We start from the raw sequence: 21,576 nt of genomic DNA, 5'->3' as shown, positions 1-21,576 counted from the left end.
TAACCGAGATAAAAAAATATTGCCAACAATGCCTATAAGTAATTGCTTAGTCCCACCTACTTCTGAAAATCCTCTCGGATTTTCAGTTTGGTTGTATTTCCAAAGTTAAATTCTAATACACGCAAATACTCATAGCCTAAACCGTTGGCCATAATTTTCAAATGCAACCAAAAAAGCTAAAAATTTTTAAAAAGAAAAAAGGACTCTATTTATATCCTCATCATTGGGTATTTGTCATTCTCTGCTTAATTATTGCAATATTAATAAGCATAGAATACATATTCGAATTTAGCCTTAAAGATTACATATTCATTTCTATGGGTTTTCTCTTACTTTCCTTTATAGTAGTGGAAATTCGGAACCAATTTATTGAACAAAAAGAAGTCGGCGAATATTGTGGAGAAATAATATTTTCGGAAAGTAAAATTCAAATTGATAAAGATGAATTTGAAATTTCTGAAATTTTAAAATTAGACTTTGTAGTTGCATCGGATATACAAAACAGATACAAAATATCTTATAGTTTTAGTCCAAGGCTCTCTCATGGCTTGGATAATATCTTTGTTTTGACTTTAAAAAACGGAAAAAAAATAGAAGTGAATTTTTTACAAACGGAATGGCAAAGACTCAAGGTCTACAAAGAAATTTTTGTTCACTACTTTAAAGAAGGGATTCTTGGGTGGATTTCACTGCTGGACATTTTAACTATTAAAGATTATGCTGAAATTCAAATTTTTAAAAAAGAAATAAACTATGGCCAACAAGACCTATAATTAATTGCGGGCGGATTTTCCCTTCGGAAAATCCACGCGTATTTAGTATGTTTAGTCTGCGGGCCGAAATCCTGTCGGATTTCAAACCGCAACTAATCATAGCCGTAACGTTGTGCGTAATTTGAAATCAGCAGCCTAAAAAATGATTTAAAACTTTAAACCAATGAAAAATATTATTAAATGCATTTATTTAATTCTTCCAATGATTACTCTAATTTTAAGCTGTAATTCATCCAATCAAACTGAAAAGGAGTATATAAAGAACCTCGAAGAAAAAAATAGACTTCTCGAACAAGAAATTACTGATTTAAAAAATAACACTAAAGAAGTTCAATCAGTGGAGCCCGAAAAGGTTACGGACAAAGATTTCTTTACAATTGGCTCAACGGAAAAAAAAGTTTTGGAAGTTATGGGAAATCCGACAGGTTATAATGACAATGGTAGATTTGGAAAAGTTTTATGGTATGGATTGAGCACAGTAAAGCTTGAAAATGGAAAAGTAGTCGGATATGACAATATAGAAGGAAATTTGAAAATTAATATTGCCGAATAAATTTTGACTGAAATAAAAACTACGCACAACAATGTATAACCGCAATTACGGCGGATTCGACTGCGTCCGAATCCACTCGGAATTGCTAACGCCAGTGTCAAACCGAAAATTAACGCATATTAACCCGTAACTGACGGTTATACGAGACCGTTAGCGTAAATGCCGTTATTATTGGTCGGGGATCTTTTTGGAATTTAAGGGTCTTTTTTTCTCCGATCCGTACTTCCCTGTTTTGGTTTCGGTGCTCTTAAAAAAATAATTATCGGTTCGGGACCTTCCCTTTTTTGCCCCGGTACGCAAGGGCTGCGCAGAAAGGATCCGACTCGGACGGGAAAAGGCTTTCCAATCTGTTCGCAAGGGGTACGCAAGCAGAACGCAGACTTCCCACTCCGTGGTGGATTAAAAGGGCAAAAAGGGTACGGGAACAAATGGCAATGTCCCTTACCTGCCCATGAAAAGGGGAACGCCACGGTTACGCTAACAAAACCTATGATTAATTGCTCGGCCTGAGGACTGTATGAAAATCCTAGACGGATTTTCAAACCAAGCGTCTATTTATCGTATTTTGGGCAATGAACGCCGCAACTAATCATAGCTCTGGCGTTGGCAATAATTAAAACCAAAGAATATGAAAACAAAAAAAACCTTGTTACTGATTTTGGGAATATGTCTATTATTCTCTTGTAAAAAAAATGAAAAACAACGAGTAGAAAATAATGCTGTTGTCTATTATGGTGGAGACATTATTACTATGACAGGAGAAAATCCCGAATATGCCGAAGCGATTGTAGTTAGGGACGGTAGAATATTATTTGTAGGTGACTCAAGTGAAGCTATGGAAATAGCAGGAAACGGTCATCAAATGATAGACTTAAATGGTAAAACCTTAATGCCTAGCTTTATCGACCCACATTCTCATTTTATTAATTCATTAGGAATGAGCACTCAGGCCAATTGTTCGCCCTCACCTGTTGGAGAAGCTGATAATGTAGCTGGTGTAGTAAAAGCTTTACAAAACCTTCAATCAGAAAAAAACATACCAGATGGTAAATTAATAATGGGCTATGGCTATGACGATACCGTGATGCCGGAAGGTAAATTATTAAATCGGGACGACTTAGATGAAGCCTTTCCAAATAATCCTGTAATGGTGATGCACGTTTCTTTGCACGGAGCTGTTTTAAACTCTAAAGCTTTAGAACAATTTGGGTTTTCTGAAAAAACCGAAACACCACCCGGAGGAATTATCGTAAGAAAACCTGGAACCAATAAACCTTATGGCTTGATAATGGAAACCGCATTTTTACCCATTTTTTCTCAATTACCTAAGCCAACTGAAGAAGAGCTGTTACAACAAATTAAAGATGGGCAAATGATTTATGCAGCGGCTGGAGTTACAACTGCACAAGATGGAGCGGCTCATTTAGGAGATATACAAATCGTTCAAAAAGGTGCAGATAATAAGTCTTTATTCATTGATGTTGTTTCCTATCCTTTTATAACCGAATTCGATACAATTTTTAAACTTTATAGTGCTGATGATTTTGGTAAATACAATAATCGATTTAAACTAGGTGGTATTAAAATAACCATAGATGGCTCGCCTCAAGGACGAACAGCATTGTTTACAACACCTTATTTAACTGGTGGCCCTAGTGGTGAAGAAAACTGGTTAGGAGAATCTACATTTTCGCAGGACGAAGTCAACCAAATGCTAAAAAACGTGTATGATAAAGGTTTACAATCAACTTTTCACGCTAATGGTGATGGTGCCATAGATATGTGTATAAAAGCTCACGAATTCGCTAGCAATGGAAATCCAACCAAAGAACGCAGAACTACAATTATCCATTCTCAATTTGTACGTCCGGACCAATTAGATAAATATGTGGAGTATAATATGATTCCATCGCTCTACACTGAGCATACTTTCTTTTTTGCGGATGCCCATATAAAAAATAGAGGTTTGGAGCAAGCGTCTTTTATAAGCCCAATGAAAACGGCAATTTCAAAAGGATTGAAACCTACCAACCACACAGATTTCAATGTAGCACCCATAGACCAAATGATGGTTGTTTGGACGGCTGTAAACAGAGTTTCAAGAAATGGTGAAGTTATAGGTGCGGACGAAAGGATTTCGCCATATCAAGCCTTAAAAGCAATTACCATCAATGCGGCTTATCAGTATTTTGAAGAAGCTAAAAAAGGGACTTTAGAAAATGGTAAGCTAGCAGATTTAGTTATTCCGGACAATAACCCCTTGAAAGTAGACCCTATGAAAATTAAAGAAATCAAAGTCCTTGAAACCATTAAAGAAGGAGAAACCATTTACAAAAAAAATTAGTTAGAGATGAAAAATATATATTTAATATGCTTGTTATTTTCTTTATGCCTTCAATACACACAGGCACAAGATACTTCGGTAGAAATAGACCCTTCTAAGCCTACCAATCTATACACGCAAATAAATACCTTAGGTGAGTACAATGCCTATGATGGTTTTGCTACCTATGGCACGAGAATTAATTTTCAATATGCCTTCAACCCTGATAACCTTTTATTAGCAGAAGTTCCACTTTTGTATAATGATGCAACTAATAAGTTTGGGCTTTCGGATGTAAGAGTGCGTTACTTTAATGCAGTCAAGCGGAATATATCAAAAACTGTTATCGCCATTGCACCTTTTGCAGACATTAGTATCCCAACAGGTTCTGTCGACAATGGACTTGGTTCAGACACTTGGTCTTTAGCAGCTGGTGCAGTAGTTGGTATAGTATTAAATAAGAATATATCACTATTCCCAGGGGTTAATTACGTGTATTTAACAGAACCTAAAGAAAGTGGTTTCGGGTTTCAAACAAATATGAGCTTGAAATTTAGCAAACAAGCATTTGTTTTTTTAAATCCTATTGTTACAATGTTTGATTTTGACACTATTTGGCAAGCTGAAGTTAATTTTAATTACATAATTACCCCTAACAAATTTAAAGTCAACGCTGGCTGGTATCCAAACTTTACAAATGATATCAATACAATGAGAGTAGGCGCAACTTTTTTTCTTTAAGAAAGATGTAATTTGGTTTATAGAATTACTATGTGCCTAGATTAAACTATAACTATTGCCAACATTGGTAACCGTTGCACAAGATATTAATCCGTGAAAAAATGGATCCGTACAAGCCCCTCTAAGGGGCTTTTTTCTTGTCCGGTCAGAAACGGAAGTCCAAATTCCGATGCTTTACAAAAGCACCGAACAACGGTTCAAGGGCACTTTTGGCCCATCTTGCCAAAGCTGGTGTCATTACCCCGCTTTCTGCCCGTTTTTGGTCGAATTTCAGGTACTTCTTCAAATTATATGCGATGGCGGATAGGTGCATCACCTTGTTGGCCTGCCCTAGCCCTATCGTATTTATCTTCCTTAGCCCCATGAACTGGGTCAGGGTCCCGAACACGGGCTCCACGGTGCCCTGCCTTTTGCCCTTCATGTAACGGCCCTGTGGGCTCTCCACCCTTGCGATGTTGCGTTCGTATTCCTCGCGGTAATAGGTGACGCTGAACTTCTTCTCCTGGGCACTTTTACCAAGACAGCTCCTGCGCAGTGGGCAATCGGTACAGACATGCTTTCTTGCCCTATATTCCTTCTTTTTCGTTCCCGTGCGATAGTCGTCGAACACCTTGGTGAACGGTATTACCTTTCCCTTTGGGCATAGGTAATGGTCGTGTTCCCCGATGTATTGGAACCCATCGGGCCCGCCCTTGTAGGTGCCATGGGGCGGTATGAAGCTTTTAAGTCCCCTTTCCTCCGAGAAAGGCATAGTTCTCGCCGCTACTGTAGCCGGTATCGGCCACACAGTTCTCCCACACAAGGCCCTGTTGCCACAACCGTTTCCTGAGCCTGTCGACGATATCGGGCAACTGTTGGTTGTCCTTTCCGTCGGCGTGGTAGGCCCTGATATCCGTTATCACGTGGTGGGCCGTATCCACGCTCAGTTGGGAGAGGTAGTTCAGCTTTCTTGCCTTGCCCGGTTTTACGCTGATGCGCGCATCGGGGTCCGTAGGGCTATAATGGGTCTTGTTACTGGTATACTTGGCCACCTTGTTCCCGGCTCCCGGCCTTTGGTCCTAGTCCTGGCCCACTTCCTGTTGCGGCCCTTTATCGTATCGAGTTCGTTCTTGTTGGCCGAAATAGTGCGCTGGCCCTTGTCGGACCTGTCGCCCTTGCTCTTTCTGTGCGGTTCCCCTTTGTCCATCGAACTGAGCGCACGTACCTTTCTCAGGTGCTCGTCAAGTTCATCTTCCGGCACCTTGAGCTCCAAGGTGTCCATACTGGCATTGGCCTTAACGGGGGCCGAATCTATGGCCTGGGTATGGCCGCTCACCATGCCCGCATCCACGCACATGGCCAGCACCTTTGTAAAGACTTCCTCGAAGACCGACTCCGGGTAGAGTTGCCGGGTACGGCTTATCGTGGAATGCCATGGCAGCTCCTCGTCGATATCATAGCCAATGAAATACAGGATGTCCAAGCGCATCGAACAATGGTCGATAAGCTTACGGTCACTGATGATGTTCTCCGGATAGCCCACAAGACAAAGCTTGAAGAACACCACGGGGTCGATGCTCTTCTGCCCGCTCTCACCATAATACGGACGGGTAAGCATGTAAAGGAAACGCAGATCCAAAACGCCTTTTAAACGACGGTAGAAATTCGTCTCCGGTACCCGATCACTTAATTGGAAATTATTGAAAAGCTTCTCTTGATAATCCTTTTTTCCCTGCATACCTAAAGTTACCATCCTTTTACGGATCGGCAAGATCGAAATGCCCCTTTTTTTATAACTTGTGCAACAGGCACATTGGCTATAAGTAATTGCTGGTTCTCGCCTACTTCTGAAAATCCTCGCGGATTTTCAGTTTGGTGTGTACTTGCAAAGTTAGGTGCTAAACCACGCAACTACTCATAGCCCAACCGTTGCCATTCATTGTGGCTCACTCAAACTCAAAACCGAATTAATTATGAAAAAACTAATTTTTATTAATCTACTTCTGATTACATCATTGTCATTTGGACAGACAAAAATTGCCACAACCGAAGACGGAAAAAAGGTTCTGTTGAAAGACGACAAAACTTGGGAATATCTAAACCCTGAAACCAAATCTACAAACTCTTGTATTGTCGAAGATGGATTTAAAGAACCCAAATGGAATAAAAGTGGTGCTTGGAAGAGAATGGGAACGAGAGTTGACGATTTAAAAAAGCATATTTCAGTTGACTTGGGAGTTTCCGAAAATCAAATTACTCTTTTGCAACTTTCTGAACAACTCGGAAATGCTGTTTATGTTTTGTGTGTGGACGGAAAGAAAATGAAATATAGACGAACTGGTTCTGTATTCAGAAAAGATGGCGAAGATGTTTTAAAAATGGGCAAAGAATAAATTATTTAAAAAATATAAAACAAAAGATAATAGAATGAAAGAATCAATATTTATCAAGAATATTAAACAACTGAATACAGTTGGCGAATTAAAGAAATTACTTGAAAATTATACTAACGAAACTGAAATAGTTGCTGATACTGAAAATGCTACGACCGAATTATATGTTGGAATTACAAATCCTGTTGGAGACAGAGATGTTGAGGAGCAGGAAATTTTAATATTTGGCGGAAATAGAACTGAATAGAATAATCTGACCTCAAAAAAACAACGAAATGGCAACAACGTGTATAGCTCATTGCGGCTGTCCCGATGCGTCGGGACTAATCGGAATTCATTGCAATTTGCTATCTTTCGGTTACGGCGGAAAATCATAGCTGATTTTCCGCAACGAGCCATACACAAGACCGTTGCCAGTAATTTGAAAATGAAACAAACTTTAGGGATTTTATTATTGATTTTAGCATCTTCTTGTTTGCCTGATTTAAAACAAGACGTAAAAATTTCCGATTACTATTATATCTTAAAACAGGAATCCCCAAACGGGAAATATAAAATATACAATTATTGTAGAAGCGGAATGATGGCTTTTAGTAGTGACATTTGTGGAACACAAATCCAAAAAAAGGAATCTGAATTTAAAGAACGAGCAGGAATTGAACTAAATGGAAAAATATCTAAATGGATTGGCAAAGACACGTTAGAAATTTATCGTTTTAAGAGCAATGCAGATTTGGAAAGACCTAAAGACACTCTTTCAACTATAACTTACGAAAAAGCCTATGATTTGACTTTAAAAGTCATCAACTACGATAGAATAACTGGTGGATTTCTAAACGAATACTATTTTAATGAAATTAATATTGACTCAAAAAAAGTTAAACTCAATGGACTGAAACGGAAATTAGATCCAATAATAGGAGTTCCTATTGAATTGGAATTAGGAAATATTGAGATTGAATCAAAAAACGATACAATCTCAAAAATAGTTTTTAACGAAGTGAAAACATCAATGAATGGTCAATACCGAAATCCGGATGGTTCAGTAACTGAAAATCTTCCGCAGATAATGACTAAATCGACTTATTTCTATCCGACTAAAAAACTGTTGACTTCTGACTTTCAAAATAAAGTTGGAGTATATTATGATATAAAAACTACTGGCAACAGCGTATATAATTAATGGCTAGTCCTCGCCTACTTATGAAAATCCTCGCGGATTTTCTATTCAGTTTTTATTTGTTAAATTAGGTGCTTAAACACGCCACTAATCATATACAAACACGTTAGAGAACAGTGGGGCAAAGCCCGACCAAACATGGCACGGACGAACCGTTAACAAAACCTGAACCGACCTTTTACTCGGTCGCCATTAATACCCAGTCCGACCTCCCACTCGGACGAAAAAATAAAAAAAGAAAACCCATTTTGTATTTGGAGGTAAAGCGAGGCCATCGAAAAATGTTCGCTCCCTTTTTATCAAGTTCAGGCAGTAAAAAATAAATAATAAAACCGTTCTCTAACACCGGCTATAATTCATTGCTGCATTTTCGCTAAATTTAAAACTATAAACCATTAACAGGGCCCGATTTCTCCCGGACAATTTCCGTTGGAAATGTCCGCAACGAAATCATAGCCCAACCGTTAGCGTAAATGCCGTTCAAATTTATTGGTCGGGGTTATTTTTGGAATTTAAGGGTCTCTTGTTCTCCGGTCCGTACTCCCCTGTTTTGGTTTCGGTGTTCTTAAAAAAATAATTATCGGTTCGGGGCCTTCCCTTTTTTGCCCCGGTACGCAAGGAGTACGCAGAAAGGATCCGACTCGGACGTGTAAAAGGCTTTCCAATCTGTTCGCAAGGGGTACGCAAGCAGAACTCAGACTTCCCACTCCGTGGTGGATGAAAAGGGCAAAAAGGGCACTGGGACAAAAGAAAATGTCCGCTTTCTGCCCATGAAAAGGGCAACGCCACAATTACGCTAACAATATATATAATTAATGCTGGCCGATTTTCCTAACGGAAAATCTACGTATATTTAAAAGCGATGGTACTGGCCGAAATCCTACGGGTTTCAACCCGCACTAATCATACACGAACCGTTGTAGCACATTAAAACCAACCAATAAAATGAAAGACTTTAGAGTAATTGGAATAACAGAATCTCACATAAAAGCATCTAATCAGAGAGTTTTGGTATTTGATTTAGCAGAAGTTGAATGGAGCAGCTATACTCTTCCTTCGGACGAAAGAGTTATAACTTTGGAATGAACGGAGAAAAATATGTGTTTGAATTCAATTCAAGTTTAAGTAAAGAAATAACTCAAGCAGCACATAATGAGGAAATCGTTTCATTAGATTTATCTGAATTTACTACTCGTAATGAAAAACGGAATGGAATGGTTGAAAAAGTTTATTTCCATAGTTCTGTGAATTTATTCTCAAATTCGGCAGAAAACCAATCCGAAAGTTATGAGTACAAATCAAAAGAACTTGATGGCGGACAACTTGCAATGTTGACAAATGGGCTAATGAAAAACTTATTTCCAAAACCAAAGAATGAGGAATTATTGGTTGAGACATTGCGAACTGGTGGATGCCGATTATTTTTCCAAAAAGATTATTATGAAAATTTGACTGAAAAAATGAACGACTACTTTTACGATGGTTCTTTTGCGAATAGTAACGCATATTCCGAATGGACTGACTTGAAAGAAGCAATCGACAGCGCAAGAATAGAACGTGAGGTAGACAAATCGGAATTGCGAAAACACTTTGCGACTGAATAAATAACGTGCTACAACAACGTGTATAATTAATTGCGGCTGAATTTCCTCTCGGAAATTCAATCTTATTAATTATCTTTCGTTTATGGCGGAAAAATCCTGCTGATTTTCCCGCAACTAATCATACACAAAACCGTTGTAACCAATTACCACTCAAAACGAAAATCTGAATTGAAAAACAAACTGAACATACTCTTACTTTCTAGCTTTGTATTAGCTTTGACTCTTGCTGTTTGGGTTTATTACCAAACAACTCATAGAATAGGAGATATTGCATTTGATGAAAATATTGACAATTCTGAATTTATAGTTTGTAATGAAGACAGAATTACACAATACTACTCGGTTGAAACATATTATCAAGGCGGAGAAAAAACTATAAAAAATGAACTAAACAAACTTATAAATAATCTGAGTTTTAATGAATCAGGATTCATAACTTTCAGATTTATAGTTAATTGTGAAAATAGCGTAGGTAGATTTCGAGTAAAAATGGTTAATTCAGACTTAAAAGAAAATAGTTTTAAATCTAATAATATTAAACAAATTCAAGAATCTATTAAAAGGTTGAAAGGTTGGCAAGCAGGCAAATGGAAAGATGAATCTCTTGATAGTTATTATGTATTAAACTTTAAAATAGAAAATGGTAAAATCGTTGATATATTCTAGAGGTTATGAAAATTTTTATAAAAATAATTAAAGTGGTTTTTACAATTTTGCTTTTTGCATTTTCAATAGTCATTCTATACTTTATAGCTCTAGCACCAAAAGAAAGAAGATTCAAAATTGCTGAACATTCTCAAGGTCTTTACTTTTCACAAAGTATGTTTGACATTTTAAAATTACAAAACCCGGATTATTCAGATGTGTATTTTGAACAATCCGTAGCTTTCAACAAAAGAGGCGAATACGCAAAAGGCTTTGAACTTTTAGATAAAGCTGTAGAACTTGACCCAAAATTACATTTAGGATATCGAGGTTGGATGAAATTGAGAAAATTACGAGACTTTGACAATGCCTTAAATGATTTTAATACATTAGACAGTTTAACACCAAAATTTGTAGACGCACCTTGGGGAGAAGATATTGACTTCTTGCGAGGAGAATGTTATTTCGGAAAAAAAGACTATCCAAAAGCGATTGAGTTATTTAATCGTAATATCAAGAACCAAAAAGAGGATTGGGCTGATATTTATAGTTTCGTTTATCTCGGACTTTGTGAGTATGAACTTGGGAATTACGAAAAAGCGATTTCCGAATTTCAAAGAGCTTTAAAGCAAACCGAAAATGTTCCTGAATCGTATTTTGGAATAGCAAAAGCTTACCTAAAACTAGGGCAAATCGAAAAGGCAAAAGAAAATATTTTAAAAGCAGAAAATAATATTCACTACAAAAGAGATGATGTTTACAACGAGTTTCTTAACGAAATTTATAGTTTTGAAATAATGGAATTTAAACAAAAACTGAACAAAAAATAACTGGTTACAACACCGTATAAAATTAATGGCTAGTCCTCGCCTACTTACGAAAATCCTCGCGGATTTTCTATCCGGTGTTTATTTGCTAAATTAGGTGCTTAAACACGCCACTAATCTTATACAAAACCGTTGGCAATAATTAAAACCAAAGAATATGAAAACAAAAAAAACCTTGTTACTGATTTTGGGAATATGTCTATTATTCTCTTGTAAAAAAAATGAAAAACAACGAGTAGAAAATAATGCTGTTGTCTATTATGGTGGAGACATTATTACTATGACAGGAGAAAATCCCGAATATGCCGAAGCGATTGTAGTTAGGGACGGTAGAATATTATTTGTAGGTGACTCAAGTGAAGCTATGGAAATAGCAGGAAACGGTCATCAAATGATAGACTTAAATGGTAAAACCTTAATGCCTAGCTTTATCGACCCACATTCTCATTTTATTAATTCATTAGGAATGAGCACTCAGGCCAATTGTTCGCCCTCACCTGTTGGAGAAGCTGATAATGTAGCTGGTGTAGTAAAAGCTTTACAAAACCTTCAATCAGAAAAAAACATACCGAGATGGTAAATTAATAATGGGCTATGGCTATGACGATACCGTGATGCCGAAGGTAAATTATTAAATCGGGACGACTTAGATGAAGCCTTTCCAAATAATCCTGTAATGGTGATGCACGTTTCTTTGCACGGAGCTGTTTTAAACTCTAAAGCTTTAGAACAATTTGGGTTTTCTGAAAAAACCGAAACACCACCCGGAGGAATTATCGTAAGAAAACCTGGAACCAATAAACCTTATGGCTTGATAATGGAAACCGCATTTTTACCCATTTTTTCTCAATTACCTAAGCCAACTGAAGAAGAGCTGTTACAACAAATTAAAGATGGGCAAATGATTTATGCAGCGGCTGGAGTTACAACTGCACAAGATGGAGCGGCTCATTTAGGAGATATACAAATCGTTCAAAAAGGTGCAGATAATAAGTCTTTATTCATTGATGTTGTTTCCTATCCTTTTATAACCGAATTCGATACAATTTTTAAACTTTATAGTGCTGATGATTTTGGTAAATACAATAATCGATTTAAACTAGGTGGTATTAAAATAACCATAGATGGCTCGCCTCAAGGACGAACAGCATTGTTTACAACACCTTATTTAACTGGTGGCCCTAGTGGTGAAGAAAACTGGTTAGGAGAATCTACATTTTCGCAGGACGAAGTCAACCAAATGCTAAAAAACGTGTATGATAAAGGTTTACAATCAACTTTTCACGCTAATGGTGATGGTGCCATAGATATGTGTATAAAAGCTCACGAATTCGCTAGCAATGGAAATCCAACCAAAGAACGCAGAACTACAATTATCCATTCTCAATTTGTACGTCCGAGACCAATTAGATAAATATGTGGAGTATAATATGATTCCATCGCTCTACACTGAGCATACTTTCTTTTTTGCGGATGCCCATATAAAAAATAGAGGTTTGGAGCAAGCGTCTTTTATAAGCCCAATGAAAACGGCAATTTCAAAAGGATTGAAACCTACCAACCACACAGATTTCAATGTAGCACCCATAGACCAAATGATGGTTGTTTGGACGGCTGTAAACAGAGTTTCAAGAAATGGTGAAGTTATAGGTGCGGACGAAAGGATTTCGCCATATCAAGCCTTAAAAGCAATTACCATCAATGCGGCTTATCAGTATTTTGAAGAAGCTAAAAAAGGGACTTTAGAAAATGGTAAGCTAGCAGATTTAGTTATTCCGGACAATAACCCCTTGAAAGTAGACCCTATGAAAATTAAAGAAATCAAAGTCCTTGAAACCATTAAAGAAGGAGAAACCATTTACAAAAAAAATTAGTTAGAGATGAAAAATATATATTTAATATGCTTGTTATTTTCTTTATGCCTTCAATACACACAGGCACAAGATACTTCGGTAGAAATAGACCCTTCTAAGCCTACCAATCTATACACGCAAATAAATACCTTAGGTGAGTACAATGCCTATGATGGTTTTGCTACCTATGGCACGAGAATTAATTTTCAATATGCCTTCAACCCTGATAACCTTTTATTAGCAGAAGTTCCACTTTTGTATAATGATGCAACTAATAAGTTTGGGCTTTCGGATGTAAGAGTGCGTTACTTTAATGCAGTCAAGCGGAATATATCAAAAACTGTTATCGCCATTGCACCTTTTGCAGACATTAGTATCCCAACAGGTTCTGTCGACAATGGACTTGGTTCAGACACTTGGTCTTTAGCAGCTGGTGCAGTAGTTGGTATAGTATTAAATAAGAATATATCACTATTCCCAGGGGTTAATTACGTGTATTTAACAGAACCTAAAGAAAGTGGTTTCGGGTTTCAAACAAATATGAGCTTGAAATTTAGCAAACAAGCATTTGTTTTTTTAAATCCTATTGTTACAATGTTTGATTTTGACACTATTTGGCAAGCTGAAGTTAATTTTAATTACATAATTACCCCTAACAAATTTAAAGTCAACGCTGGCTGGTATCCAAACTTTACAAATGATATCAATACAATGAGAGTAGGCGCAACTTTTTTTCTTTAAGAAAGATGTAATTTGGTTTATAGAATTACTATGTGCCTAGATTAAACTATAACTATTGCCAACATTGGTGCCTGTTGCACAAGTTATAAAAAAAGGGGCATTTCGATCTTGCCGATCCGTAAAAGGATGGTAACTTTAGGTATGCAGGGAAAAAAGGATTATCAAGAGAAGCTTTTCAATAATTTCCAATTAAGTGATCGGGTACCGGAGACGAATTTCTACCGTCGTTTAAAAGGCGTTTTGGATCTGCGTTTCCTTTACATGCTTACCCGTCCGTATTATGGTGAGAGCGGGCAGAAGAGCATCGACCCCGTGGTGTTCTTCAAGCTTTGTCTTGTGGGCTATCTCGGAGAACATCATCAGTGACCGTAAGCTTATCGACCATTGTTCGATGCGCTTGGACATCCTGTATTTCATTGGCTATGATATCGACGAGGAGCTGCCATGGCATTCCACGATAAGCCGTACCCGGCAACTCTACCCGGAGTCGGTCTTCGAGGAAGTCTTTACAAAGGTGCTGGCCATGTGCGTGGATGCGGGCATGGTGAGCGGCCATACCCAGGCCATAGATTCGGCCCCCGTTAAGGCCAATGCCAGTATGGACACCTTGGAGCTCAAGGTGCCGGAAGATGAACTTGACGAGCACCTGAGAAAGGTACGTGCGCTCAGTTCGATGGACAAAGGGGAACCGCACAGAAAGAGCAAGGGCGACAGGTCCGACAAGGGCCAGCGCACTATTTCGGCCAACAAGAACGAACTCGATACGATAAAGGGCCGCAACAGGAAGTGGGCCAGGAATGGGACCAAAGGCCGGGAGCCGGGAACAAGGTGGCCAAGTATACCAGTAACAAGACCCATTATAGCCCTACGGACTCCGATGCGCGCATCAGCGTAAAACCGGGCAAGGCAAGAAAGCTGAACTACCTCTCCCAACTGAGCGTGGATACGGCCCACCACGTGATAACGGATATCAGGGCCTACCACGCCGACGGAAAGGACAACCAACAGTTGCCCGATATCGTCGACAGGCTCAGGAAACGGTTGTGGCAACAGGGCCTTGTGTGGGAGAACTGTGTGGCCGATACCGGCTACAGTAGCGGCGAGAACTATGCCTTTCTCGGAGGAAAGGGGACTTAAAAGCTTCATACCGCCCCATGGCACCTACAAGGGCGGGCCCGATGGGTTCCAATACATCGGGGAACACGACCATTACCTATGCCCAAAGGGAAAGGTAATACCGTTCACCAAGGTGTTCGACGACTATCGCACGGGAACGAAAAAGAAGGAATATAGGGCAAGAAAGCATGTCTGTACCGATTGCCCACTGCGCAGGAGCTGTCTTGGTAAAAGTGCCCAGGAGAAGAAGTTCAGCGTCACCTATTACCGCGAGGAATACGAACGCAACATCGCAAGGGTGGAGAGCCCACAGGGCCGTTACATGAAGGGCAAAAGGCAGGGCACCGTGGAGCCCGTGTTCGGGACCCTGACCCAGTTCATGGGGCTAAGGAAGATAAATACGATAGGGCTAGGGCAGGCCAACAAGGTGATGCACCTATCCGCCATCGCATATAATTTGAAGAAGTACCTGAAATTCGACCAAAAACGGGCAGAAAGCGGGGTAATGACACCAGCTTTGGCAAGATGGGCCAAAAGTGCCCTTGAACCGTTGTTCGGTGCTTTTGTAAAGCATCGGAATTTGGACTTCCGTTTCTGACCGGACAAGAAAAAAGCCCCTTAGAGGGGCTTGTACGGATCCATTTTTTCACGGATTAATATCTTGTGCAACGGTTACATTGGCTATAAGTAATTGCTGGTTCTCGCCTACTTCTGAAAATCCTCGCGGATTTTCAGTTTGGTGTGTACTTGCAAAGTTAGGTGCTAAACCACGCAACTACTCATAGCCCAACCGTTGGCAATAATGTCGGAAATGCAAAGAGGAATAATAATTTTAGTTTATTTAATTGCCTTCCCAATCTTTGGACAGAATATGGATTTACCAAAAGATTTGACTGAATTTCTAAAAGCAAAATCGGAATTGATTTACGACCACAAAACTGTGGAACCTGACTTTGTCGGAATTATTGACTTTGACAAACTGGAACTCGGTAAAGTATGGATTGAGGGAAACATTAGCGGAAAATCTTATTACGAAATTCCTGCAATCAATCTGACTGACCAATGCGAACATTATGACCCTGAATACATCCTGCTCTACTTGCCGAATGAAAAACTTTACGGAACTTGGGATTCTGACCATTGGAAACTTTATGTTTTCCCGAACACTAATTGGACTGACATAACCAAAAATCCAGCTGAATTTATAAACCAACAGTGGAATCCGAAAAAAGAAATCGGAATTGAATTTGACCCAAAAACGAATTATAAAATGATAAACGGATGGCCATTTTGACCGAAAATAAAAACACTATTGCCAACACCGGCTATAGTTCATTGCGGCGGAATTTCCTGCCGGAAATTCCAGTGTATTTGCTAACTTTGGTTTACGGCGGAATAGTTCTGCCGAACCATTCCGCAACGAAACCATAGCCAAAACCGTTAGCCACAAGCTAAAACCTACGATGGGAAAAACGAGAAACTTAAATGGAATACCAGGAAATTTAGCGTTGAGCTACTTGAGTACACTCGGATACTATGATGGTGGATATATGGCTGACTGGTTGAATTACATAGCTCGTGACAAAAACGTAAAAGAAATTGAGATTGACATTCTGAATAGCGGAATTGAACCTGTAGAAACGGATATCAGACCATTAAAAGCGGATTTGAAAAAATTGCGTGGAATACTTGAAAAGGAACTATCGAATAACGGATTTGAAATGGACTTTATTAAAAAGGCTGTTATGAAATTTGAAATACCAATTGACAATCCGAGATTTAAAAATACAGTTTATTGCTATCCATTTATTGAGGACGAAAATGGAAAAATTTATAAACCGAAAAAGCGAATTATTGAAACCGCTTACGAAGTTGACTTTAATCCGATTAAAAAGTTGAGAATGAAAACTGAACAAACTAAAAAAAATTGGATTGACAGAATTAAAGAAATATGGAACTGAAAAAAAGCCAGTGGCTAACAATGTATAACCGCAATTACGGCGGATTCGACTACGTCCGAATCCACTCGGAATTGCTAAGGTCAGTGCTTAACCGAAAATTAACGCATATTAACCCGTAACTGACGGTTATACTAGACCGTTAGCCATAATATAAAACCAACGAATGGACTTTTTAATAATCATAATTGCAATCGTATTAATTATAGTCGGATTTAGCAGAATGAAAAAGTCGAATAAAAACACTTCGACAACTAATTCGGAAAAAAACAAGTTGTAACAAAAACAATTAAGAAAGAAGTTGCGTTACAACCAGTAAAGAATAAAAGTACATTCAAACCAATTGCATTAATTCTCGACACAGAAACGACTGGATTAATAACTGACAATTCGATTAGAGTTACAAAACAAAATGTTATTGACCATTCAGACAACTTCCCAAGAATTGTTCAACTCGCTTTTATGTTAGTTGATATAAATGGAAATTACGATGGAGAAACTTTTTATATAAAACAGAAAGAGGATATTCCAAAACAAGCTATAAAAATTCACGGAATTACCAACGAAAAATGTGAAAAAGAAGGTGTGGAATTAGAAAAAGCTCTATCAGCTTTGACTGTTGCATCATCAAAAGTAGATGACATTGTTGGACACAATATTGCGTTTGACTACAAAGTATTGCACGCTGAATTTGTAAAAGCTGGAATTCCATTTCCATTAAAGAAAAAGAACAAAGTTGACACAATGAAATTGACAGGAAAACAACTTGGACATAAATATGGATTTAAAATTTCATTATATAATTCAGCTGACAAACTGTTTGGAAATAAAAAGGAATGGCAAGCACTTAAACCGAATTTGAAAGAACATAATGCCGAAAGTGATATTATAGTGACTGCGTTGATTTATAATATGCTGAATGGAAAATAAAATACTATGGCTAACACCGGTAACCGTTGCACAAGATATTAATCCGTGAAAAAATGGATCCGTACAAGCCCCTCTAAGGGGCTTTTTTCTTGTCCGGTCAGAAACGGAAGTCCAAATTCCGATGCTTTACAAAAGCACCGAACAACGGTTCAAGGGCACTTTTGGCCCATCTTGCCAAAGCTGGTGTCATTACCCCGCTTTCTGCCCGTTTTTGGTCGAATTTCAGGTACTTCTTCAAATTATATGCGATGGCGGATAGGTGCATCACCTTGTTGGCCTGCCCTAGCCCTATCGTATTTATCTTCCTTAGCCCCATGAACTGGGTCAGGGTCCCGAACACGGGCTCCACGGTGCCCTGCCTTTTGCCCTTCATGTAACGGCCCTGTGGGCTCTCCACCCTTGCGATGTTGCGTTCGTATTCCTCGCGGTAATAGGTGACGCTGAACTTCTTCTCCTGGGCACTTTTACCAAGACAGCTCCTGCGCAGTGGGCAATCGGTACAGACATGCTTTCTTGCCCTATATTCCTTCTTTTTCGTTCCCGTGCGATAGTCGTCGAACACCTTGGTGAACGGTATTACCTTTCCCTTTGGGCATAGGTAATGGTCGTGTTCCCCGATGTATTGGAACCCATCGGGCCCGCCCTTGTAGGTGCCATGGGGCGGTATGAAGCTTTTAAGTCCCCTTTCCTCCGAGAAAGGCATAGTTCTCGCCGCTACTGTAGCCGGTATCGGCCACACAGTTCTCCCACACAAGGCCCTGTTGCCACAACCGTTTCCTGAGCCTGTCGACGATATCGGGCAACTGTTGGTTGTCCTTTCCGTCGGCGTGGTAGGCCCTGATATCCGTTATCACGTGGTGGGCCGTATCCACGCTCAGTTGGGAGAGGTAGTTCAGCTTTCTTGCCTTGCCCGGTTTTACGCTGATGCGCGCATCGGGGTCCGTAGGGCTATAATGGGTCTTGTTACTGGTATACTTGGCCACCTTGTTCCCGGCTCCCGGCCTTTGGTCCCATTCCTGGCCCACTTCCTGTTGCGGCCCTTTATCGTATCGAGTTCGTTCTTGTTGGCCGAAATAGTGCGCTGGCCCTTGTCGGACCTGTCGCCCTTGCTCTTTCTGTGCGGTTCCCCTTTGTCCATCGAACTGAGCGCACGTACCTTTCTCAGGTGCTCGTCAAGTTCATCTTCCGGCACCTTGAGCTCCAAGGTGTCCATACTGGCATTGGCCTTAACGGGGGCCGAATCTATGGCCTGGGTATGGCCGCTCACCATGCCCGCATCCACGCACATGGCCAGCACCTTTGTAAAGACTTCCTCGAAGACCGACTCCGGGTAGAGTTGCCGGGTACGGCTTATCGTGGAATGCCATGGCAGCTCCTCGTCGATATCATAGCCAATGAAATACAGGATGTCCAAGCGCATCGAACAATGGTCGATAAGCTTACGGTCACTGATGATGTTCTCCGAGATAGCCCACAAGACAAAGCTTGAAGAACACCACGGGGTCGATGCTCTTCTGCCCGCTCTCACCATAATACGGACGGGTAAGCATGTAAAGGAAACGCAGATCCAAAACGCCTTTTAAACGACGGTAGAAATTCGTCTCCGGTACCCGATCACTTAATTGGAAATTATTGAAAAGCTTCTCTTGATAATCCTTTTTTCCCTGCATACCTAAAGTTACCATCCTTTTACGGATCGGCAAGATCGAAATGCCCCTTTTTTTATAACTTGTGCAACAGGCACAAAGGCTATAATTTATAGCTGCAATTCGTTAACTTGAAAACCATCAACGGCTGGATTTGCCACGGCTGGAAATCTAACGATTTCCAACGCCGCCAAAAATCATAGCCAAACCGTTGTAGGGCATTTGACAGAGCGGCAGTGCATAAATGAAAATACAAATGTGTGACGATTGTTTCAAAAAAGAATATAGTTCATTTCCAACCGAAAAAGATTGGCTGGATTTTGACCTTGAATTGACAAAGAAACTTGGGAATGGGGAGATGAGATATACAGAATTTAAAGCGGATGGAAAAAGAGATAAGGATGACGGAGAATATTTTTATGAGTGCTTAACTTGTGAACAAATTTGGAAAATGAAAGACCCTGATTATTCGTTTCGCGGATACTTTTTAAAAGTTTAGTATGAGTTTAAAAGGACAGACAGTTAGAATAATTGTAAGCGAACCTTGGGATTGGGAAGAAAATCTTTTCGGAACAATTTTGTCTGACCGAGGGGGAGATAAATTATTGGTCAAGTTGACAAAACCTATAAAAGGCAAAACGTTGACAAGTGATTTACTTGAGCTTCGACCAAGATATGAGAAAGAAACATTTAAGCCCCTATCACAGCATTACTCTGTGACAGTTGGTGGTGCTCTAGTAAAAGAGGATTCAGATGAGTTTGACTATATAATAATTGCTAGTATTACGATTGATTAATATGACAATTTCCGAATTACATAATAAACTTAAAGACAGTGGAATTCCGGAAGACCAATATTATCTTCACGGACTTTTTGGTTCTAAAAACGATAATGATAAAATCGCTTTAACAATCAGAAATGAACCGTCGGGAATTAAGTATGAGACGTACTACAAAGAAAGAGGAGAAAAGCACTCAGTGAGAATCTTTCAAACAGAAAATAAAGCTTGTGAATTCATTTATAAGAAACTAAATGATGAACAGACTTTTATGCGGATTCAAAATATGACTGGATTATCAGGAATGACTGTAAATGAAAGACTCGGGAAAGTGGATTAATGGAAGAGTTTGATAAAGCAAAGAAGAAAGATAAAATGAGAGCAAAAGAAATTTTGAGGTGGCTCAGAGTTGATGAGCCTTCTATCGCTAAGATTGTTAGATGATAAATAAAAACGCCCTACAACAATGTATAAAAATAATAGCCGAGTCAGTAGTAAATTCAAGAGTTGTAGCCCGCTCCAACATTCTTGTAACTTGACAGGAAAGTGCCACGCATTCGGCTACTATTCTTATACTCAACGTTGTAACCAATATTGACCCGTCCTGAATAAAGGCTACATAATTTCAAACATTATGTATAAAATTAAAAAGTGAAAATGGAGGTAAATCTTGCCTATTATAGAAAAAAGGACTGGAAAAAATTCTTGTCCATGATTGATGACAGAGAGAGTATGTTCGACACTTGGAAGGAATGGCACAAATCATACCTTATGGCAAAGAAACAGCTTTCCAACAAGGGACTAAAGGTCTATGACGTTGAAGTGGACTTAGTTAAACTTGACCACTATTGTCGAGAAAATGGATTGAAAAACATTGGAAAGACAAGGTCCCAATTTGTATCCAACAAAACATGAACAAAAAACATGTTGAAAGACTCAAAGATATTCTAAGCGAATGGAATCCGCTTAGTGAACAATCAAGCCTGATCAGCGATTTGGAAAATTATGAAATTGAGGCGACGGACATACTCTTTCATATCAATAAAAAAATTCGGTTGATCAAATATCAAAAATGATAAATATTGTTTTAGCGCAGGCCTTTGGTATTGACGTGAAAAAAAGTCTTGAAGTTGCACGCAAAATTCACTTAATGATTCATGAAAAATAGAAAACGAAGTCACAACAAGGCATAGACTAGATAAAAGAAAATATAGAAACCTGTTATTCCAATTCTTTATCTAGACCTCCTGATAAAAGCATTTTTTCGAGCCAAATCCAATAACTCCTTTTTGGAGAAGAAAATGGCACGGCCGATTTGATAATAGGGCACTATTTTTTTCTTCTTCCAACTAATTAATGAGGTCACGGAGATTCCCGTAAATTTTGCCGCTTCCTGTTGGGTGAGCCTATCGTCCTCCGGGTTGATAGAGGTCTCATTTATTAATTCCGTTTTGAGAAGTTCTTCCAAGACCATTTTTACGGTTCTTTTCAAATCTTCTTTTGTGTGCGTGTAAAAAAGTACATTTCCCATGTGT

The 21,576-nt window shown here is 39.1% G+C and carries 25 protein-coding genes and 3 pseudogenes; 22 read left to right on the top strand and 6 right to left on the bottom strand.

Annotated elements, in window-relative coordinates; all coding sequences use genetic code 11:
- Positions 1-161 precede the first annotated feature (161 nt).
- The 4 genes from NYZ99_RS04905 to NYZ99_RS04890 all read left to right on the top strand — a co-directional run bounded on the left by NYZ99_RS04905 (position 162) and on the right by NYZ99_RS04890 (position 4,390).
- Entirely contained in the window at positions 162-773 is a 612-nt protein-coding gene (locus NYZ99_RS04905; RefSeq protein WP_260574089.1) for a hypothetical protein, read from the top strand.
- Positions 774-936: 163 nt separating this feature from the next.
- A complete protein-coding gene (locus NYZ99_RS04900) occupies positions 937-1,326 on the top strand; it encodes a hypothetical protein (RefSeq protein WP_260574087.1) in 390 nt (129 codons plus the stop codon).
- 628 nt (positions 1,327-1,954) lie between these two features.
- Complete coding sequence (locus NYZ99_RS04895; protein WP_260574085.1) at positions 1,955-3,670, top strand: amidohydrolase; 1,716 nt, start codon at positions 1,955-1,957, stop codon at positions 3,668-3,670.
- Between the two features lie 6 nt (positions 3,671-3,676).
- Complete coding sequence (locus NYZ99_RS04890) at positions 3,677-4,390, top strand: hypothetical protein (protein ID WP_260574034.1); 714 nt, start codon at positions 3,677-3,679, stop codon at positions 4,388-4,390.
- Positions 4,391-4,628: 238 nt separating this feature from the next.
- On the opposite strand, the pseudogene NYZ99_RS22790 reads toward NYZ99_RS04890, so the two are convergent.
- Positions 4,629-6,107, bottom strand: a pseudogene (locus NYZ99_RS22790) (IS1182 family transposase); the annotation flags it as partial.
- A 235-nt stretch (positions 6,108-6,342) separates the two neighbouring features.
- Between NYZ99_RS22790 and NYZ99_RS04870 the strand changes: the two are divergent.
- The 13 genes and pseudogenes from NYZ99_RS04870 to NYZ99_RS04795 all read left to right on the top strand — a co-directional run bounded on the left by NYZ99_RS04870 (position 6,343) and on the right by NYZ99_RS04795 (position 17,616).
- A complete protein-coding gene (locus NYZ99_RS04870; protein WP_260574073.1) occupies positions 6,343-6,762 on the top strand; it encodes a DUF3157 family protein in 420 nt (139 codons plus the stop codon).
- Between the two features lie 34 nt (positions 6,763-6,796).
- Entirely contained in the window at positions 6,797-7,009 is a 213-nt protein-coding gene (locus NYZ99_RS04865) for a hypothetical protein (RefSeq protein WP_260574058.1), read from the top strand.
- Between the two features lie 180 nt (positions 7,010-7,189).
- Positions 7,190-7,945: a hypothetical protein gene (locus NYZ99_RS04860; RefSeq protein WP_260574056.1), complete on the top strand. Its 756-nt coding sequence runs from the start codon at positions 7,190-7,192 to the stop codon at positions 7,943-7,945.
- A 1,079-nt stretch (positions 7,946-9,024) separates the two neighbouring features.
- Positions 9,025-9,546: a hypothetical protein gene (locus NYZ99_RS04855; RefSeq protein WP_260574054.1), complete on the top strand. Its 522-nt coding sequence runs from the start codon at positions 9,025-9,027 to the stop codon at positions 9,544-9,546.
- A gap of 168 nt (positions 9,547-9,714) precedes the next feature.
- On the top strand, positions 9,715-10,212 hold the full coding sequence (locus NYZ99_RS04850; RefSeq protein ID WP_260574052.1) for a hypothetical protein: 498 nt from the start codon (positions 9,715-9,717) through the stop codon (positions 10,210-10,212).
- Between the two features lie 5 nt (positions 10,213-10,217).
- A complete protein-coding gene (locus tag NYZ99_RS04845; RefSeq protein ID WP_260574050.1) occupies positions 10,218-11,021 on the top strand; it encodes a tetratricopeptide repeat protein in 804 nt (267 codons plus the stop codon).
- 154 nt (positions 11,022-11,175) lie between these two features.
- Positions 11,176-12,432 (top strand): annotated as a pseudogene (locus tag NYZ99_RS04840) (amidohydrolase).
- Complete coding sequence (locus NYZ99_RS04835) at positions 12,359-12,892, top strand: amidohydrolase family protein (RefSeq protein ID WP_260574048.1); 534 nt, start codon at positions 12,359-12,361, stop codon at positions 12,890-12,892. Before NYZ99_RS04840 ends, NYZ99_RS04835 begins: the two are co-directional and overlap by 74 nt.
- A 6-nt stretch (positions 12,893-12,898) precedes the next feature.
- Positions 12,899-13,612 carry a hypothetical protein gene (locus NYZ99_RS04830; protein ID WP_260574034.1) on the top strand — a complete coding sequence of 238 codons (714 nt, stop codon included), beginning with the start codon at positions 12,899-12,901 and terminating at the stop codon, positions 13,610-13,612.
- A 141-nt stretch (positions 13,613-13,753) separates the two neighbouring features.
- Positions 13,754-15,233, top strand: a pseudogene (locus NYZ99_RS22785) (IS1182 family transposase); the annotation flags it as partial.
- 297 nt (positions 15,234-15,530) lie between these two features.
- Positions 15,531-16,022 carry a hypothetical protein gene (locus NYZ99_RS04805; protein ID WP_260574027.1) on the top strand — a complete coding sequence of 164 codons (492 nt, stop codon included), beginning with the start codon at positions 15,531-15,533 and terminating at the stop codon, positions 16,020-16,022.
- Positions 16,023-16,191: 169 nt separating this feature from the next.
- Positions 16,192-16,689, top strand: coding sequence for a hypothetical protein (locus NYZ99_RS04800; protein ID WP_260574025.1), 498 nt, complete (start codon positions 16,192-16,194; stop codon positions 16,687-16,689).
- A gap of 285 nt (positions 16,690-16,974) precedes the next feature.
- Entirely contained in the window at positions 16,975-17,616 is a 642-nt protein-coding gene (locus tag NYZ99_RS04795; RefSeq protein WP_338039434.1) for a 3'-5' exonuclease, read from the top strand.
- 97 nt (positions 17,617-17,713) lie between these two features.
- On the opposite strand, the gene NYZ99_RS23175 is transcribed toward NYZ99_RS04795, so the two are convergent.
- From NYZ99_RS23175 to NYZ99_RS23160, 4 genes are all read right to left on the bottom strand, one after another.
- The gene (locus tag NYZ99_RS23175; RefSeq protein WP_260574024.1) at positions 17,714-18,319 is read right to left on the bottom strand and encodes a transposase; all 606 of its coding nucleotides are present in this window, start codon (positions 18,317-18,319) and stop codon (positions 17,714-17,716) included.
- Complete coding sequence (locus tag NYZ99_RS23170; protein ID WP_338039433.1) at positions 18,291-18,470, bottom strand: hypothetical protein; 180 nt, start codon at positions 18,468-18,470, stop codon at positions 18,291-18,293. The genes NYZ99_RS23175 and NYZ99_RS23170 overlap by 29 nt, the downstream gene beginning before the upstream one ends.
- Before the next feature lie 62 nt (positions 18,471-18,532).
- A complete protein-coding gene (locus NYZ99_RS23165; RefSeq protein WP_260574014.1) occupies positions 18,533-19,147 on the bottom strand; it encodes a transposase in 615 nt (204 codons plus the stop codon).
- A complete protein-coding gene (locus tag NYZ99_RS23160) occupies positions 19,062-19,301 on the bottom strand; it encodes a transposase (RefSeq protein ID WP_260575334.1) in 240 nt (79 codons plus the stop codon). Before NYZ99_RS23160 ends, NYZ99_RS23165 begins: the two co-directional genes overlap by 86 nt.
- Positions 19,302-19,506: 205 nt before the next feature.
- Here NYZ99_RS23160 and NYZ99_RS04770 point away from each other — a divergent pair, with 205 nt between their 5' ends.
- The 5 genes from NYZ99_RS04770 to NYZ99_RS04750 all read left to right on the top strand — a co-directional run bounded on the left by NYZ99_RS04770 (position 19,507) and on the right by NYZ99_RS04750 (position 21,117).
- Positions 19,507-19,761 carry a hypothetical protein gene (locus tag NYZ99_RS04770; RefSeq protein WP_260574013.1) on the top strand — a complete coding sequence of 85 codons (255 nt, stop codon included), beginning with the start codon at positions 19,507-19,509 and terminating at the stop codon, positions 19,759-19,761.
- Position 19,762: 1 nt separating this feature from the next.
- Positions 19,763-20,059, top strand: coding sequence for a hypothetical protein (locus NYZ99_RS04765; protein WP_260574012.1), 297 nt, complete (start codon positions 19,763-19,765; stop codon positions 20,057-20,059).
- Between the two features lies 1 nt (position 20,060).
- Entirely contained in the window at positions 20,061-20,381 is a 321-nt protein-coding gene (locus NYZ99_RS04760) for a hypothetical protein (protein WP_260574010.1), read from the top strand.
- Positions 20,382-20,698: 317 nt separating this feature from the next.
- Positions 20,699-20,956 (top strand): hypothetical protein, encoded by a 258-nt coding sequence (locus tag NYZ99_RS04755; protein ID WP_260574009.1) that lies wholly within the window; start codon positions 20,699-20,701, stop codon positions 20,954-20,956.
- Positions 20,953-21,117 carry a hypothetical protein gene (locus tag NYZ99_RS04750; protein WP_260574007.1) on the top strand — a complete coding sequence of 55 codons (165 nt, stop codon included), beginning with the start codon at positions 20,953-20,955 and terminating at the stop codon, positions 21,115-21,117. The genes NYZ99_RS04755 and NYZ99_RS04750 overlap by 4 nt, the downstream gene beginning before the upstream one ends.
- A 158-nt stretch (positions 21,118-21,275) precedes the next feature.
- Here the strand turns inward: NYZ99_RS04750 and NYZ99_RS04745 are convergent, their stop codons facing one another.
- On the bottom strand, positions 21,276-21,572 hold the full coding sequence (locus NYZ99_RS04745) for a helix-turn-helix domain-containing protein (protein ID WP_260574000.1): 297 nt from the start codon (positions 21,570-21,572) through the stop codon (positions 21,276-21,278).
- Positions 21,573-21,576 lie beyond the last annotated feature (4 nt).

Source organism: Maribacter litopenaei (genome assembly GCF_025244665.1).
GTDB classification, from domain to species: domain Bacteria; phylum Bacteroidota; class Bacteroidia; order Flavobacteriales; family Flavobacteriaceae; genus Maribacter; species Maribacter litopenaei.
The sequence above is the reverse complement of the archived record's forward strand: the minus strand, read 5'-3'. Positions and strand labels throughout refer to the sequence as shown.

Excerpts from the sequence above, each read along its gene's own strand:
- NYZ99_RS04905 (WP_260574089.1), top strand. The coding sequence starts at position 162 with ATGCAACCAAAAAAGCTAAAAATTTTTAAAAAGAAAAAAGGACTCTAT.
- NYZ99_RS04900 (WP_260574087.1), top strand. The coding sequence starts at position 937 with ATGAAAAATATTATTAAATGCATTTATTTAATTCTTCCAATGATTACT.
- NYZ99_RS04895 (WP_260574085.1), top strand. The coding sequence starts at position 1,955 with ATGAAAACAAAAAAAACCTTGTTACTGATTTTGGGAATATGTCTATTA.
- NYZ99_RS04890 (WP_260574034.1), top strand. The coding sequence starts at position 3,677 with ATGAAAAATATATATTTAATATGCTTGTTATTTTCTTTATGCCTTCAA.
- NYZ99_RS04870 (WP_260574073.1), top strand. The coding sequence starts at position 6,343 with ATGAAAAAACTAATTTTTATTAATCTACTTCTGATTACATCATTGTCA.
- NYZ99_RS04865 (WP_260574058.1), top strand. The coding sequence starts at position 6,797 with ATGAAAGAATCAATATTTATCAAGAATATTAAACAACTGAATACAGTT.
- NYZ99_RS04860 (WP_260574056.1), top strand. The coding sequence starts at position 7,190 with ATGAAACAAACTTTAGGGATTTTATTATTGATTTTAGCATCTTCTTGT.
- NYZ99_RS04855 (WP_260574054.1), top strand. The coding sequence starts at position 9,025 with ATGAACGGAGAAAAATATGTGTTTGAATTCAATTCAAGTTTAAGTAAA.
- NYZ99_RS04845 (WP_260574050.1), top strand. The coding sequence starts at position 10,218 with ATGAAAATTTTTATAAAAATAATTAAAGTGGTTTTTACAATTTTGCTT.
- NYZ99_RS04835 (WP_260574048.1), top strand. The coding sequence starts at position 12,359 with ATGGAAATCCAACCAAAGAACGCAGAACTACAATTATCCATTCTCAAT.
- NYZ99_RS04830 (WP_260574034.1), top strand. The coding sequence starts at position 12,899 with ATGAAAAATATATATTTAATATGCTTGTTATTTTCTTTATGCCTTCAA.
- NYZ99_RS04805 (WP_260574027.1), top strand. The coding sequence starts at position 15,531 with ATGTCGGAAATGCAAAGAGGAATAATAATTTTAGTTTATTTAATTGCC.
- NYZ99_RS04800 (WP_260574025.1), top strand. The coding sequence starts at position 16,192 with ATGGGAAAAACGAGAAACTTAAATGGAATACCAGGAAATTTAGCGTTG.
- NYZ99_RS23175 (WP_260574024.1), bottom strand. The coding sequence starts at position 18,319 with ATGCCTTTCTCGGAGGAAAGGGGACTTAAAAGCTTCATACCGCCCCAT.
- NYZ99_RS23165 (WP_260574014.1), bottom strand. The coding sequence starts at position 19,147 with ATGGTGAGAGCGGGCAGAAGAGCATCGACCCCGTGGTGTTCTTCAAGC.
- NYZ99_RS23160 (WP_260575334.1), bottom strand. The coding sequence starts at position 19,301 with ATGGTAACTTTAGGTATGCAGGGAAAAAAGGATTATCAAGAGAAGCTT.
- NYZ99_RS04770 (WP_260574013.1), top strand. The coding sequence starts at position 19,507 with ATGAAAATACAAATGTGTGACGATTGTTTCAAAAAAGAATATAGTTCA.
- NYZ99_RS04765 (WP_260574012.1), top strand. The coding sequence starts at position 19,763 with ATGAGTTTAAAAGGACAGACAGTTAGAATAATTGTAAGCGAACCTTGG.
- NYZ99_RS04760 (WP_260574010.1), top strand. The coding sequence starts at position 20,061 with ATGACAATTTCCGAATTACATAATAAACTTAAAGACAGTGGAATTCCG.
- NYZ99_RS04755 (WP_260574009.1), top strand. The coding sequence starts at position 20,699 with ATGGAGGTAAATCTTGCCTATTATAGAAAAAAGGACTGGAAAAAATTC.
- NYZ99_RS04750 (WP_260574007.1), top strand. The coding sequence starts at position 20,953 with ATGAACAAAAAACATGTTGAAAGACTCAAAGATATTCTAAGCGAATGG.
- NYZ99_RS04745 (WP_260574000.1), bottom strand. The coding sequence starts at position 21,572 with ATGGGAAATGTACTTTTTTACACGCACACAAAAGAAGATTTGAAAAGA.